Here is a 15511-nt window from a genome sequence, read left to right as displayed (position 1 = left end):
TAATAGTAAACTAAAAAGCAGCAAGAATTTAATCCTTGTTGCTTTTTAGTTTACGATAGGTATTATAATTTAACGAACATACTCACTAAAGAAAGTAATACTAATATTAATAGCACTAGCAAATGTAAACGATAATAGCGGGCTAAAATAGCTAGATATTCACGGATTAAAGCATCGTACCAAAAATGGTGGCGTGTTTTTGAACCAATGCCATTAATTTTTAAGCCATTGTCGTGTGCATAAACACTAGCACGAAAGACATGGTAACCACTAGTAACAAAGATTCCTTTCTTGATGTCTAATCCATGAGCCTGCAAAATTTGTTTTGAGAACTGCATATTTTCAAATGTATTTCGCGAAGCTGTTTCAAGTAAAATATATTCAGGTGGGAAACCAACTTTGCGAGCATAATTGGCCATAGCAACCGCTTCAGGTAACGTTTCATCAGTACCTTGTCCACCAGACATGATCACATATGGATATTTACCAGTCTGGTTAAATTGGGTTTGTGCAAAATCTAATCCCTTTTGAACACGGTGTTGTAAAATTGGTGATACAAAAATACCATCAGATAGACCTGCACCTAATATCAGTATATAGTCTTTATCAAGACTCGGTTTGACTACGCGATAGACGATGAACGCGGTCATAAAGCAAACTAACCAACTAATAAAATATAAAAATAATGATAGCTCAACGTCAGTAAAGAGGGTTTTTAATTTAACTGAAAGTATATTACTAAAGACGCTCGTGACAACTGTCATCACCGCTATTAACCCTATCAATAATAATAGTATGTATCGTAAAGCTTTTGTTTGTTGACGCCAAATAAATATCGTTTGGATAATTAATAGTATAGTCAAAATAATACCAATAAAAATTAAGCAACTGATTATTATTAATCCTAAATCTTTTAAGATAATAGCTACCAAAATTAATTGAAATTTTAAAGCTAATAGGCTACTACTAACTAGTACACTGGCTATAAGCGGAATCAAAAACATACTATTGAACAAAGAAATCGGTTGGTGTTTGTATAAAATAACAATGCCTAAGCCAATACCGATTGTTATTAACCATGCCAAAATAACCCATTCAAATGGTATATAAAGTTGACTTGCATTCACAATTACTTCCCCTAACTTTTAATTATTATTAATAATAGCAAATTTTACTATTCACTAGCTAATAATTTTAAAAAGGGAGTGTTCCAAAAGGAGTTTAGATACGATATAAAACTAGAAAATCCCGACTGAATTTTTTCAGTCGGGATTTTCGTATTGCCATAACCTTTTTAATTACTTGATAAACCATATTGAAATTAGACTATCTGCGAGTGCAAATAATATGATTAACGCTAGTACTACAACGTGAAGCTTTTTATAGCGTGCTAAAATAGCAATATATTCACGAATCAAGGCATTATAGATGAAATACAAGCGAGTACGTGCACCTAACCCATTGATTTTTAAACCGTTATCAAATGCAAATATTCCGGCTCTAAATACGTGGTAGTCACTTGTTACAAAAATCCCTTTATTGGGATTTAAACCTTTTTGCAATAATAATTTTTTTGAGAATTGCATATTCTGAAAAGTGGTCTTAGAAGCTTGCTCAGTTAAAATATATTCTGTAGGATAACCAACTGATTGAGCGTAAGCCGCCATAGCTTGGGCTTCTGGAATTGTTTCATCATTACCTTGCCCACCAGACATAATCATATAAGGATAGTGACCAGTCGCAGTATATTGCGCATTAGCAAAATCCAAGCCACGTTGGACTCGTTTCTTTAGTAATGGTGAGATCTGATTACCATTTAGTAAGCCGGCACCTAAAGCAATCACGTAATCTTTATCATATTTTGGCTTAATCAATCGATAGACCAAAAAAGATAAACCAAAACAAATCAACCAACCAATTAAATAAAGTACTGTAAATTTTTCGATATCGATTAAAAAGATGTATACGCCTTTGGGTAAAAGTGTTTTCAAACCATTCAGTATAAACGGACTGATAATAATATATATCCCCAACCCTAAAGTCAAAGAATTGGCTAACGAATGTTGCTCGCGATGCCAGACAAGTAATGCATTCCACAATAACAGTATTCCTAGCAAGGAAGTAAATAAACTAAAAAGAGCTATGACGATAACCATTATTATTAAGATAATATTCACAAATATTGTTAAATGAAATAGCATCCCTATTAATATTAGGCTAATCACTGAGCTAAACACCAATGGAATCACCAATAGACCATTTAGTAATGAAAGTGGTCGATAATTAAACAAAAGGTATAAACTAATAGCTAAAATTATTGTAATAACGCACGCAAAAAGCACCATTTGAAATGTAACTACATTTTGATATGCACTCAAAGTATATCCTCCGATTCATGTGAAATATGAAAATTACGCGTAAGCTAACGATCCATAGCAACATCGTTTTCAACTGAAATTTTTTCAGTAAAATGTGTTAACTGCTCATCTGAATAATTAGTATTTAGGTATGTAATTACATGCGAGAGTTTAACAGTTGTGATTGTTGAGCCTGCAGACGTAAAATATTTAATTGTATCTTGTTTAGCACCAGTTATTGCAAAATATGGCTGCATTGGTTGGTTAGTACCAAAATGGTAGACCTTAAAATTAGTACTAGGCTGACTTTTAATAAATTTGAGATTATTATCAAAAGTTAATTTTTTAAATTCAGGGCTATTTATTTGATGAATAGCATATGCCAAACTTGCAGTGACAGCTAAGGCATCATTTTGGTGAATTTTTGATGCGGTTAAACTCCCCTTTTTGACTTCTAAACTTGATTTGTTAAATCGACTGAAATTCGTATTACAGAATTCTTTACCAAAAAGGCTACCACCAAGTATAACTGTGACTAATACTAGTCCACCAATTATGTAACCGCGTTTATTTAGTTTCATAACGTCCTCCATGCTAATAGCTTTGTCAATTCGAGCTTACTATGTCTATCATCAAAAGGCAAAAGATGTAACTTCTGACGAATATAGCAAAAACGACGAAAAGGACTTTCCGTCGTTTCAATGTATACTAATTCATACCCCTACTTCTGAACGCAATTCAATATTAACTCCTAGCTTATTTAGGTTAGCAACTAGATTCTCATACCCACGAAAAAGGTGCTTAACATCGTGTAAGCGAGTTTCCCCATCAGTTCCTAAAGCTGTAAATAGCAAGCACGTTCCCGCACGGACATCACGACAATTGACGTCGTGTTCGCCTTGTAAATTTAAATATTGTTTACCATCAATGTAAGCAATGTTTTCCTCACGTCGAAGTTTGATTCCCATTTTAGCTAGTTCCTCTACGTGACTAAAACGATTGTGATATACATTATCTTGTACTGAACTATCTGTTTCAGCAAATAACATTAAAGCTGTCAATGGTTGTTGTAAATCAGTTGCAAATAATGGATACATGCCGGTGACACACCGCATTCCATTTAAAGGCTTAACCTTCCTTGAGGTTAAGCCAGCTGTTGATTGCGTAATTTCTAATCCCATATCTTTTAAAGCAAAAATTAAACTATTTAAGTGTTCGGGGATGGCATTTGTAACTGTGACTTCACCACCAAGAATACCTGGTAACATTAAAAATGAACCTGCAATTAAGCGATCTGGAATGGCAGTGTATGTTATGGGGTGTTTTGGGTGCCCTTGGCTGGGGATGATTGTTATTTTATTTGTACCAGCTCCGATTATTCGGTGCCCCATTAAACTCAAAAACTTGGCAACATCCACAACTTCTGGATCACTGGCACAATTAGTTAGCGTTGTGTTCCCATGTGCTAATGTCGCTAGTAACATTAGATTAATCGTTGCACCTGAAGTAATTACTTCAAAATGAAATTCAGTACCAATTAACTTATCAGCATATACCGTGTAGTGGTCACCTTGTTCTTCAATGCGAGCACCTAGTTTTCGCATACCTTTTAGGTGTTGATCAATTGGTCGTGAACCAAAATCATCACCACCAGGATAGGACAAGGATACCTTTTTAAATCTTTGTAGAATTGGTGCAATGAAATAATAAGATGCACGAAAATCTGCTGTAATATCTTTATCAAGATGATAATCTGTGACCATCTTAGCATCAATAAAAAATGCATCATCTTCACGATATGTGATAATACCGATTTTAGTTAACATTTGGGTAATTAAGCGAAAATCACGTAAGTCAGGAACGTTATTAAGTGTTACCAGTTGATCATTTAGACAAGCGGCAGCCACTAATGCTAAGGCACTGTTTTTGGAACCTTGAATAGCTATGCTCCCTTGTACTGCCTGTGATTTATTGATAGCGATAAATTGATCTTCTTGCATACGTAACCTCTATCCATTAAATTTTTCGTATCTGATTATATCCTAAACAGACTATATAACTTATATTATAGGTAAATTAGTTATAAAAGTATAGTTATCTGCTGCAGACTAACGTGCAACTAAAAAAATGTTACAAAAGTCATGCTATATTGATAAACATACTAAAATACCTCCCTGAAAAATTTTTCTTCAAGGAGGTATTTTTCAAATGACAGATACCTAAAAGTTATAGAGCTAATGGAAGTCCTAAAATAAGTAGGATAATACCAAAAGCAACACTACTCCAGATTGCCAATAAACTAAATGATGAAGCACCTTGGGTTTTGACTATTTTAAAATATTGACTTGCAAAATAAAACTCACACAAAGCAATAATAATCGAAACAATCCCCGCAATATGTTCAAACATTTTTCTATCCCCATTTCAGTTAATCTTGTTTTTGTTTAAAAATACCAAAACTTAAACAAGTTAATATTACTCCTATCAAACCAACTCGGTTACTAAGCACTACTAAAGATATTTATATCACAGCTTCATTTTTTAATTTCCTTGATTGTCGTCACTAGCAGTCGCAATAATTGCATCTAATTGTGCTTGGTATGGTGCATACCGTTGGTTCAGATCATTAATACTGAATGTCATTGACTTAATATCACCAGGTGTTGCTGTTTGTGGGTCTGGATTGATATTAACGGTCTCACTATTAATATCAACTAGCACAGTGCTAGCAGTAGAACCTGCACTAATTGATATTTGACCATCGCTTAGATTGTCAAATGTGAGTTCTGCCCCTGCTCCAAAGCGTTCCAAATTAGCTACTGGTGTAGTCCCATTCATATCAAGATAGGCCGCCATTGCTAATTCCGTATTTGATAGTGGTGGTTGCGTGGAATTAGCTGTTGAAACACTACTAGCAAAACTTAAGGCATCTTTTAGGCTGCTGATTGATGAACTGGCTTTTTGGTTCTCGCTTTTTAAACTATTAAGGTCTGCTTGCGCTTTATTAAAGTGCTTCGCTGTAACAGCATCCGCAGCATCATTGTAGTGATAGCCGATTAACGTTCCGGCTCCCACCCCCATTGCGAGTACTAACAGCATCAAAATCGTATAGACGAATTTTCGCATACGCCCCTCCTCGAAAAATTAATCGTTTGACTAACTCTTATTGTACGGCAGGATAGTGCAAGATGCATTGATGGGGCTTGAAGAACGTAAAAACACCGCATGAGAATGGGTATCTCGTGCGGTGTTTTGGGTTTAAGGGAGTAAAATCTTTGAATAAGTGATTACTTTAAACCAAACCACCAATAGTCATACTCGTCGAAGAATATTTTAATACCATCAATCCGTAAGTTATCAAAGTAATCTTGATAACTTGCCATGTTTTTACCATTATTACCATGTAACCACCAGTCGGCATTAAATAAAGCTAAAAATTCAACAGTTGGTTTGGGTTCCTTGTTTAAAACATTGAAATTAAGTTGGTAAAGTCGCCGTTTATTAACAAAACCAAAGATCTTTTCATCAACCGAACCAGCTCCTTGTTGCCACTTCTTCTCTACAATGAAAACAGTGTTTGTTTCGAGGTTAAAAAACACTTCATCTGGCTTCCACTTTTTATGGTTTTGATTTTCAACACCGTACTCATTTTTCATCACATTATAAAACTGAAATTGCTTTGTGATATAGCCGATTTTTTTATAGTCAGCCAAACGAATTACTTCATACACAGGATCTTTTGAATTAAGTGCACTTGGTTCTACTGTAATTAAATTTAATCGATAACTATCCGATAAATCCCTAACAATCCGTGCACTAAGATCTGTGTTTTTTTCAAATTCTAAACCACCGCGGTTAGTGTTAGCACCACCTGTACCACCTAGTTTCATTCAAAAAACCTCCATACTTTTACATTAATAGTAATAGTATGGAATATTATTTTAGTTTGATCAACTCTAATTCGTAGAAACTGTAAGTAATCTAATAATTAGTTATGATCACTTCACCGACTTTACCACGACCCTTACCGTTAGAATTAACCATGCGTGTTGCCATTACTCGATGAATTTTAAAAATCGGATCGCTGTATAACTCATCAATCAATGGAACATCGGAATTAGATAGCATAACTTTAACTCCACGTGCTGTTAGAGCTAATACCGTATCACGTAGTTGTTCTTGTTGCACTAAACCAAACCCATCAGCCGTATAACTAGTAAACGCAGCTGTTGTAGTTACTGGAATATATGGTGGATCAAAATACACAAAATCACCGGTATCAGCCGTGGCAACCGCATCTTTGTAGTCGCCTGTTAAGATCGTTAAGTCAGCAGCTTGCAAGTAACTTGCATCGTTAATAATTGTTTCATTTACTAGATTTAACGTTTTATGTGCCCCATAAGGAACGTTATTTTGCCCCTTACTATTCACCCGCCATAGACCATTGTAACCAGCTTTATTCATATAAATAAAACGTGCTGCCCGTTCAACCTTCGTCATCTTTGTTATACGTTCATCACGATCTGCTGAACGTAAATTGAGATAGTATTCCTTTGAATCAAACTGTTGATGTTCGCTCAAGATACTTTGCAATTCTTCTGGGTTGTCACGAACTACTTCCCAAGTATTTGACAGTTCACTATTAAAATCATTAATTACTGCTTTAGTTGGTTGCAAACGTAAAAATAAAGCACCACCACCAATAAAAGGCTCAAAGTATGTATTAATTTCACTTTTGTTAGGCAATAACTCAATTAGTTGTGGTAATAATTGACGTTTACCGCCAACCCACTTAATAAACGGTGAAACAACTACTCCTGTCATTTCTTCTTCAAGTTCTTTAACCACCATATCTAAGGCTGCACATAATTGATCTTGATAATCTTGCTTCCAATTTTCAAACGGTAGCTTAGCGGTTGACATTAAAGTGGTATACGGAATATTTGCTTTAACAGCTAACTGCTTCATCGTAAAACCATTCAAGCGCGCTAATTCACTTAACTTGTTCATGGCATTAATTCTCCATCTTTTGTATTTTATGATTAAATCATATCACAAAATACGAGATAAGAACATACATTCGATCATTTTCTAAGATCTTCTAATCTATTAATAGCCATTTGAATAAATTCACTTTCCAATTCGATTCCCACGGCTCGCCTACCAAGCCTTTGGGCAGCTATAAGTGTTGTCCCGCTACCCATAAATGGATCTAAAATAACATCGTTAACATTGGTACTAGCTAATATGATCCGTTCCATAATTTCAATTGGCTTTTGTGTGGGATGCTTACCAAATTTCTTTTCCCATTTATGCGGAGTTGCAATCATCCAAAGATCCTTCATTTGCTTTTGATTGTTTAACGTTAGCATCGCTTCATAGTTAAAATACTGGCGGCCTTTTTGTTGCTTAGCCCATAAAATGGTTTCGGTTGAATGGGTAAACATTCGCTTTGATAGATTGGGAGCTGGATTAGGCTTCTGCCACGTTATATTATTTAAGATTTTAAAATCCAATAACTTCAGTAAATACCCAACTGTGTATATATTATGCATTGTTCCAAAAATCCACATTGTCCCATTGGCCTTCAAAATCCGTTTTGCCTCAGTTAAAAATATCCGATAGAACTCTTCCATTGTGTACGTTGTTTCCTTGTCCCAGTCCCCTTTATCCACTGAAACCATTTTGCCATTTTGACAAGAAATACCACCATTTGATAAAAAGTACGGTGGATCAGTAGCAATCACATCAATCGAGTTACTAGGCATACCTTTAAGTAATTGGAGACAATCAGCTTGAAAAATCGAAATATCAGAAGTTTTATAAACTGGTTTCATTTGCATGAGTACATCCTCTTTATTTGTTTAAAAGAATATACGTAATAATGTTGATTATAGTCATTAATCTTTGATTTACGGGGGTATATTTACTAAAAAAGCGACCGATTCAAATCTTGAGTCAGTCGCCTTAAATGGATTTAATTGATAGCTAGGCCAACTTTACAATTAAACTTAGAAACATTTTTACTGCATTATAAATGCAACACATTAGACATGTTTAATTCATTTTCCACTAATTTCATCTGATCCACAAACTCATCATAACTTTCTACATTCTGTGGAATCGTGAATCCATACTTAAAAATATTAGCCCAATATCCGTCAAGTATTCCAATTGGTTTCAGCTTCGCATCTTCATTTCGTATACTAGGATAAATAATACCGGCACTATTGGCCTTCATAACATAAGCATAGCTAATAATCTGATCGACCAATCCCCTTTTCAGTCAATTCCATCCGTTTGTATTTTGCATCCGTAATTAGCGATTTGTCTTGACTATAAAAATCTGGATAAACCGTCCTTTGGCGATTACTAAAAAGTGAAATTCCGCCCTATTTTAACTTATTCTGCGGGTGAATAAATTCTGGTGCTAGCAACGTATTGAGATACTCTTCCCATAGCCAGGCTACATCAAATATTACACCGTGGATCGGCTGGTTACTACCATTTAGTCCATGTTGATTACGTCAAGATTAGTAAGCACAGCTGTTGTAACATGCGATATTCAGTCGCTTTCATCACAGCATATGTTGCCCGAGTTATATCGTTAATATATTTAGATTTTAAAATTAATGCTATCGCACATTTAATACCTTGTCCGGTCTTATCTTTAAGATAATTAAATCAACATTTTCAAAATCTATTTCATATATATTTAACAAACTCTTTATTATTTATATACTTATTGTCAACCATTATCCCTGCATCCGCTGTATTGTTGATTTATGTGGTATAGCCATTTGCTCATCCACTAAATTAATATAGTTCAACTTAAGTTACTTACTGTAACCATCACCATACAACATCTCATTTTCCGCTTTCAATGCGGCCAACTTCACTGCCAAGCAATCAAGTTTTTCTTTGGTAGCTACAATATCCACTTGGGGCTTGTTGACATACGTATCAACATAGCGTGGAATATTGAGGTTAAATTCATTTTCAACGATGGTATCATTTGAGACCACTTGGGCAAATGCCGCCACATTTTCGCGCGCTTGATAGGCATCCGTTATTTTATCGATGGCCGTCTTGGTTAATACTTGTTGGCCCCGTTTTTCTCGATCACCTAATTGGGCTGCGTCAATGAACAAAATATCCTCAGTGGCTTTATGTTTGTCTAATACAATTATCGCTACTGGAATACCAGTATTAATAAATAAGCTGGCTGGTAAGCCGATAATGGCATCAATTAAGTTGGCTTCAACTAATTGTTCCCGAATGCGTAATTCACTATTCCCCCGGAAAAGCACCCCCATCGGCAAAATAACTGCCATGCGGCCACATTCATTTAAGTGGTATAACATGTGTTGAATAAACGCCATATCGGCTTTAGATTTTGGTGCCATCCCGGCGGCAAAGCGCGGATCGTTTTCCACATTTTGCGTATTCCAACTAAGTGAAAATGGTGGTACCCCGACCGCAAGATCAACTTTTAAATTATCAATTTGATCAGTCGCTAACGTATCACCGGTAATTAAATGGAAATGCTCATTATCAATGCCATGCAAGAATGCATTGATGCGCGCCAAACTTGCTACGCGCAAATTAATTTCTTGTGCATAGTATTGCGTGTCTGAATAGTCGGCCCCCAACGTTAATAACGTACCGGCCGAACCACTAGTTGGATCCAAAATGGTCATACCTGCTTGGACGGCCAAGAGTTGTTTTAGCAATTGGTTAACCCCAATTGGTGTCACATATTCGCCCGTCTTGCTATCACTTGCTTCAATCTCAAGCAACACCGCAAAGACTTCCGTGTCAGTTGTTTGGTTCTTTGTATCATACAACAAACCGATAAATTGCTGATAAACTAATACATGATCCTCTTTACCAGTCAACGTTTCATGAACAAAGTCCCAGCTAGCAGCATTGGCTGGATCGGTTGTTGGGGCGATTCTCGTAATTGTCAAAACTTGCATCAAATCAAAATTATTAACTTGTATGTATGTAGCAAGCTCTTGACTTAACGATGTTTCACGTTTAGCCATGGCTGATAAAAATAATACTACGATTAACTGCTCAACTAGACTATTATCCTTAATTTGACTACGTGCATTCCGATAAAAATCATTAAACTGCTGTTGTGTTTTACTGTCCATTAGTCCTGCCCTCGTTTTGCTAATTTGGCAACTGTTAATTGGAATCCCAATTGAGTTTGCTCTTGTTCTAAGGCACGTATTGTTAATGCATTTTGATAGATTTGACCAATCCGCTTTTGTTCAGCCATATCAGGTAACGTAATATCAAAATCTAAAATCTTAGTTACATTCAAACGTTTAATGGTCGCACCCTTAACTTCATTGGCCAATTCCAATTGCCGACGGGCAGCATCGGTTTCATTAAACCAGTAATTAAGGTAGCCTACATCAAGTGGTCCATCGGGCTGAACCGTAATTTCTGCGTAATTTGCTGTTAGCAAGTATGGGATTTGATTGGCATCAAATCCAGTTGTAATAGCACTTTCAGTACTCATAATTGAAACAATCATACTACCTAGCTCAACTGGCTTAAGGGTCTTACTTATTTTAGTTGGCACTAAATAGCGCGGGCTGGCATCAACAACATAAAACCCAGCTTCCTTAGTAAAGGTTGCCTTTTCATATAAGTGTAACTGGTTAGAAGTGCTTGGTTGTATCTGGTCGTTGATTACACCACGTTTTTCAATTCGTGTGATAATCTCACCAGTACGTAAATTAACTAAATCATTTAACTTCATCTGCGGCTCCCATAATTTTTTTATACAATTAATGTGTGCTTACGATTATGGTTGGTTATGAGCCAACTAATTCTAACTAATAGACATAATCTAAATATGATTTTAATAACCATATTCTATCAAGTTAAGGTGAAGTTAACTCGAGTAAGTCACCTCACCCAATGATTGTTGACGGATTCGAACCGCCACAAGCTGCCAGTCAGCACAACCACATGTTAAATAAGAAAGAAGTTTATTTTTTGAAATAACTTTAACTTTCGCGATAAATGGAGTAAAAATAACATTTAAAGTGAACTTTAACTTTATTACAACTATTAATATACTAGTTTAAATCGTTTAAAGCAATTATATTTCCACAAAGAATGATTACTTACATCTTTTTGTGCATTTATGTTTACAAATGTAAACGATGGTGTAAGAATAGATTATAGAAAGAATTCTATTACGAAAGGAGAAACCAATAATGGATGTAAATGGTACTGAGATGACAAGTGCTGAATGGGAATTAATGCGAATTATCTGGACAAAAGGCCAAGCTAGCAGTTCTGAGATTATTAATTTAATCCAGCTTAAAAAAGATTGGTCTGAATCAACTGTTAAAACATTACTGCACCGCTTAGTTAGTAAACAATACTTGCAAACAACTAAAGATGGTCGGCGCTTTATCTATACTCCATTAATTGACGAAGCCCCCGCTGTCCAACAAATCACGAGTGAATTGTTCAGACAAATTTGTGCCATGGAAAAAGGCCCCCTCTTGCTAAAGTTACTTGAGGAAACAACTTTAAGCCAAGCTGATATAGCTGCTATGCAAGCTGTTTTATCACTTAAACTTCAGACTGCCCCGCTTAAAGTGCACTGTGACTGTCTACCTGATGGTTCTTGTAATAAATGTTGTTAATTACTTATATTCTATTTTAAAAGGAGCTTATTATGCTTAAAATACTTATTCTACTTATTGGGCTGGCCCTAATTGGCTTCATCATCTGGTGGTTCTTTGGTAAACATGCTGTTGCAACCGGGACAGCCAAAATAACTAATAACCACCAAGATATCGATATTGAAGTTAAAGGTGGTTACTCACCAGAGGAAGTTGTGCTTGAACATGGAGTGCCAGCGACATTGTACTTTACACGTAAGGATGCCTCAAGCTGTCTTGATCATGTTGTCTTTTCAGACTTTGGCATCAACCAAGCCTTACCTCAAGATAAGCAAGTTGCCGTTGACATCGACACCAGCAAGCCTGGTGAATACACTTGGGCCTGTGGCATGGACATGTTCCACGGTAAAGTCATTATTAAGTAATTTATACTCAATTGGAGGTAAAAATGAAAATAACAACTCGTTTTTGGGCAGCATTAATTCTTTCACTACCAATGTTAGTCGATATGATTTTAATGCCCTTCACCCACTTTATGCTTCCTGGTGGTCATTGGACAATGTTTGCCTTAACCACTGCAGTAATGCTTATAGCTGCACGTCCATTTATCATTAGTGCATGGTCGGCATTCCAAAAGCACCATTCGAATATGGATACGCTCGTCGCCATTGGAACCGCAACGGCCTACATTTACAGTATTTACGCGATGTTGACTGGCAAAGCGGTCTTCTTTGAAAGTGCCGCTTTCGTAATCACCTTCGTTTTACTTGGGCAAGTATTAGAAGCAAAAATGCGTGATAATGCTTCCAGTGCGATTGAAAAGCTAATTAACTTACAAGCGAAAGAAGCTGAAGTGCAACGGGATGGTCAATTTGTTAAAATTCCGCTAGCTGAAATTGTGGCAGGTGATCTAATCCGTGTTAAACCTGGCCAAAAAGTAGCTGTTGATGGCACGATTGTCAAAGGAACTTCAACGATTGATGAATCAATGGTTACTGGTGAGAGTATGCCGGTTTCAAAAGCTACCGGTGATAACGTAATTGGTTCAACAATCAATAGTACTGGAACCTTCATCTTTAAAGCTGAAAAAGTTGGTAATGACACGATGTTGGCCCAAATTGTTGAACTGGTTAAAAAAGCCCAAAATAGTCACGCACCAATTCAAAATTTAACCGATAAAGTTTCAGATATTTTTGTCCCAATCGTCTTAATTATTGCGATTGCAACCTTCTTAGTTTGGTATGTTGCCCTTGGAGCTAACGTTGCTGATGCGTTAATCTTTGCGGTTTCTGTCATGGTAATTGCCTGCCCTTGTGCGCTTGGATTAGCAACACCAACTGCCTTGATGGTTGGGACTGGTCGAGGAGCTAAGATGGGTATCTTGATTAAAAACGGAGAAGTTCTAGAAGCCGTCAACGATGTTAAAACAGTGGTCTTTGATAAAACTGGGACAATTACCGTTGGAAAACCGGAAGTTACGGATGTGATTGGTGATGCTAAGCAAATCATTGCTGTCGCCGCTGGCTTGGAAGAATCATCTGAACATCCCTTGGCAACCGCCATTCTCATGTATGCAAAAGCCCAAGCTATTGCTGCGACACCAGTCCAAGACTTCCAAGCGATTGAAGGTAAAGGTGTGCAAGCGCAAGTCAATGGCCAAAAAGCTTTTGTTGGGAATGACAAGTTACTCGCTGATGTGCAAATCAGTGCTGAATTAAAAACTCAAATGCAAACGCTCCAAAATGAAGCCAAAACCGTCGTCTTTGTAGGCTTGAACAATCAAGTCATTGGTTTAATTGCGATTCAGGATGCACCGAAAGCGACGTCTAAAGCAGCGATTGCCGCCCTACATGTTCGGGGCTTAAAAACTGTTATGTTAACCGGTGATAACCAACGTGTTGCTGAATCAATTGCCAATCAAGTTGGGATTGATGAAGTTATTGCCGATGTCTTACCAGCTGACAAAGCGGATCACATCAAGCACTTGCAACATAGTGGTGCTGTGGCCTTTGTTGGGGACGGAATTAATGATGCTCCTGCCCTCACTACGGCGAATGTCGGCATTGCGATGGGTTCGGGCACGGATATTGCGATTGATGCTGGTGGGATTGTCCTTATCAAAAATGACTTACGCGATGTTGATACGGCTTTAGCCCTAAGTAAGAAGACCTTTAATCGCATCAAGCTTAACTTATTTTGGGCCTTCATCTACAATGTGCTTGGAATTCCGGTGGCAGCTGGTCTATTCTACGGCTTAGGTTTGACTTTAAGCCCCGAAATTGCTGGTTTAGCAATGGCTTTTAGTTCATTATCGGTTGTGACTAGTTCAGTATTACTAGGTAAAAGTAAAATTACACTTCACACTACAACAGCATAATAGAAGGAAATACCCTTATCGTAACATAGCGGCGATAAGGGTATTTTGCTATCTTTTTAATTTTGTACCCACTGAATGATTTGATAAACTGCATAAATCCCACGAATCAAGATAATGAGATAGATTATGGTTTTCCCAAGTCGAGTCATTACCGGATGGACATCCAAGAATTTGCGGACTTTAAGTTGTGTTGGAGTTAACGGCTTACCAAAATATGTTAATTCTTCCACTGATTTAGCACCATTTACCTTGGGAGCCACCGCACTGATTAGTTCATTAGTGGCTGTAGCTTGGGTAGGTTGTGGTTCTTTGACGTGCTTAATAGGTTTGACATAATTACCGCCACTAGCAATATTAGCTGCGTATAAGGCATCCCATTCCGCTGGTGAATAATCAAAACACCAGTAGTACGGTGCCAAAACATTATATGGTCGATATGTATAAGGATCAATCCCACAGATATAGTTACGCGTGTACAGATTTTGCCATTCTAACAGGCTCAAGTTATCATTCCAATAAATTGGTCCCAGATAATTGGGAGCTAAGACATCCACAATTCCGTTGTCGTCAAGAAAATCATCGTACGGTGTACCATAGTCCATTGTACTAGGTAATCCAATTGGTGGGATACCCGTTTGAAATGCCAATGGATTAGCTTCGATTTGCTCTGGATACATCCCTGGATGATATAATTCATCCCCGGGTAACAAGTCACTTGGATTAGGATAATCATAGCCACCAACTGGATAATCACCGAAAATTTGACTTTCATAAGCCGTTTGTTGAGTGATGATGGGATCGTCCTTTAACCCTCCATCAGCATTAAATAATGCTGGATTACTCACCTCTTCCTCGTCTGGTAAGTCGTTGGGGTAGCCAAATAAATCATGGTCTAAGGTTTCATCAATTTCTGGATCGTAATCAATATCATCATAATTAGTATCTTCATGATCAAAACTATCCAGATATTCATCACGATCATAAGGTTCATCATAATCATCGTATGCCATTAGGTACCCACCCTTCATTATAAGTTACCTTCATTATACTATTATTAATATGAAACGTTATTAATATCTGTCTAGCTCCATTTAAGTTTAGCTAGTTAAATACGGCTTTTG

General features: G+C 36.8%; 17 protein-coding genes. 3 read left to right on the top strand and 14 right to left on the bottom strand.

The window, feature by feature from the left end; translation table 11 throughout:
- Positions 1-62: 62 nt before the first annotated feature.
- The 13 genes from HF964_RS10040 to HF964_RS01795 form a co-directional block, all read right to left on the bottom strand.
- The gene (locus HF964_RS10040) at positions 63-1127 is read right to left on the bottom strand and encodes an ElyC/SanA/YdcF family protein (protein WP_168721340.1); all 1065 of its coding nucleotides are present in this window, start codon (positions 1125-1127) and stop codon (positions 63-65) included.
- Between the two features lie 171 nt (positions 1128-1298).
- Positions 1299-2099, bottom strand: a complete 801-nt coding sequence (locus HF964_RS01845; RefSeq protein WP_168721339.1) for a YdcF family protein — start codon at positions 2097-2099, stop codon at positions 1299-1301.
- 323 nt (positions 2100-2422) lie between these two features.
- Complete coding sequence (locus HF964_RS01840; protein WP_168721338.1) at positions 2423-2938, bottom strand: hypothetical protein; 516 nt, start codon at positions 2936-2938, stop codon at positions 2423-2425.
- Positions 2939-3070: 132 nt separating this feature from the next.
- Entirely contained in the window at positions 3071-4357 is a 1287-nt protein-coding gene (locus HF964_RS01835) for a UDP-N-acetylglucosamine 1-carboxyvinyltransferase (RefSeq protein ID WP_168721337.1), read from the bottom strand.
- 226 nt (positions 4358-4583) lie between these two features.
- Positions 4584-4766 (bottom strand): hypothetical protein, encoded by a 183-nt coding sequence (locus HF964_RS01830; protein WP_168721336.1) that lies wholly within the window; start codon positions 4764-4766, stop codon positions 4584-4586.
- A gap of 132 nt (positions 4767-4898) precedes the next feature.
- Positions 4899-5483, bottom strand: a complete 585-nt coding sequence (locus tag HF964_RS01825) for a hypothetical protein (protein ID WP_168721335.1) — start codon at positions 5481-5483, stop codon at positions 4899-4901.
- Between the two features lie 161 nt (positions 5484-5644).
- Positions 5645-6247, bottom strand: a complete 603-nt coding sequence (locus tag HF964_RS01820; RefSeq protein ID WP_246220223.1) for a PD-(D/E)XK nuclease superfamily protein — start codon at positions 6245-6247, stop codon at positions 5645-5647.
- Positions 6248-6338: 91 nt separating this feature from the next.
- Complete coding sequence (locus tag HF964_RS01815; RefSeq protein ID WP_168721572.1) at positions 6339-7208, bottom strand: DNA adenine methylase; 870 nt, start codon at positions 7206-7208, stop codon at positions 6339-6341.
- Between the two features lie 233 nt (positions 7209-7441).
- Positions 7442-8200: a DNA-methyltransferase gene (locus HF964_RS01810; protein ID WP_420850117.1), complete on the bottom strand. Its 759-nt coding sequence runs from the start codon at positions 8198-8200 to the stop codon at positions 7442-7444.
- A gap of 188 nt (positions 8201-8388) precedes the next feature.
- Entirely contained in the window at positions 8389-8631 is a 243-nt protein-coding gene (locus HF964_RS01805) for a hypothetical protein (RefSeq protein ID WP_168721334.1), read from the bottom strand.
- 118 nt (positions 8632-8749) lie between these two features.
- Positions 8750-8836 (bottom strand): hypothetical protein, encoded by an 87-nt coding sequence (locus tag HF964_RS10080; protein WP_476742309.1) that lies wholly within the window; start codon positions 8834-8836, stop codon positions 8750-8752.
- Positions 8837-9193: 357 nt separating this feature from the next.
- A complete protein-coding gene (locus tag HF964_RS01800; RefSeq protein ID WP_168721333.1) occupies positions 9194-10516 on the bottom strand; it encodes an N-6 DNA methylase in 1323 nt (440 codons plus the stop codon).
- Positions 10516-11133, bottom strand: a complete 618-nt coding sequence (locus HF964_RS01795) for a restriction endonuclease subunit S (RefSeq protein WP_168721332.1) — start codon at positions 11131-11133, stop codon at positions 10516-10518. Before HF964_RS01795 ends, HF964_RS01800 begins: the two co-directional genes overlap by 1 nt.
- Before the next feature lie 463 nt (positions 11134-11596).
- Between HF964_RS01795 and HF964_RS01790 the strand changes: the two genes are divergently transcribed.
- From HF964_RS01790 to HF964_RS01780, 3 genes are read left to right on the top strand one after another with little or no spacing between them, the layout of a single operon-like run.
- Entirely contained in the window at positions 11597-12034 is a 438-nt protein-coding gene (locus tag HF964_RS01790) for a CopY/TcrY family copper transport repressor (RefSeq protein WP_210726974.1), read from the top strand.
- Positions 12035-12066: 32 nt separating this feature from the next.
- On the top strand, positions 12067-12438 hold the full coding sequence (locus HF964_RS01785) for a cupredoxin domain-containing protein (RefSeq protein WP_168721331.1): 372 nt from the start codon (positions 12067-12069) through the stop codon (positions 12436-12438).
- Positions 12439-12461: 23 nt separating this feature from the next.
- On the top strand, positions 12462-14390 hold the full coding sequence (locus HF964_RS01780; RefSeq protein ID WP_168721330.1) for a copper-translocating P-type ATPase: 1929 nt from the start codon (positions 12462-12464) through the stop codon (positions 14388-14390).
- Between the two features lie 56 nt (positions 14391-14446).
- Here the strand turns inward: HF964_RS01780 and HF964_RS01775 are convergent, their stop codons facing one another.
- Complete coding sequence (locus tag HF964_RS01775) at positions 14447-15400, bottom strand: hypothetical protein (RefSeq protein WP_168721329.1); 954 nt, start codon at positions 15398-15400, stop codon at positions 14447-14449.
- Between the last annotated feature and the right edge of the window lie 111 nt (positions 15401-15511).

The sequence above is a fragment of the Periweissella fabalis genome (assembly GCF_012396505.1).
Classification (GTDB): domain Bacteria; phylum Bacillota; class Bacilli; order Lactobacillales; family Lactobacillaceae; genus Periweissella; species Periweissella fabalis.
This window is presented reverse-complemented; position numbering and strand designations above follow the sequence as displayed.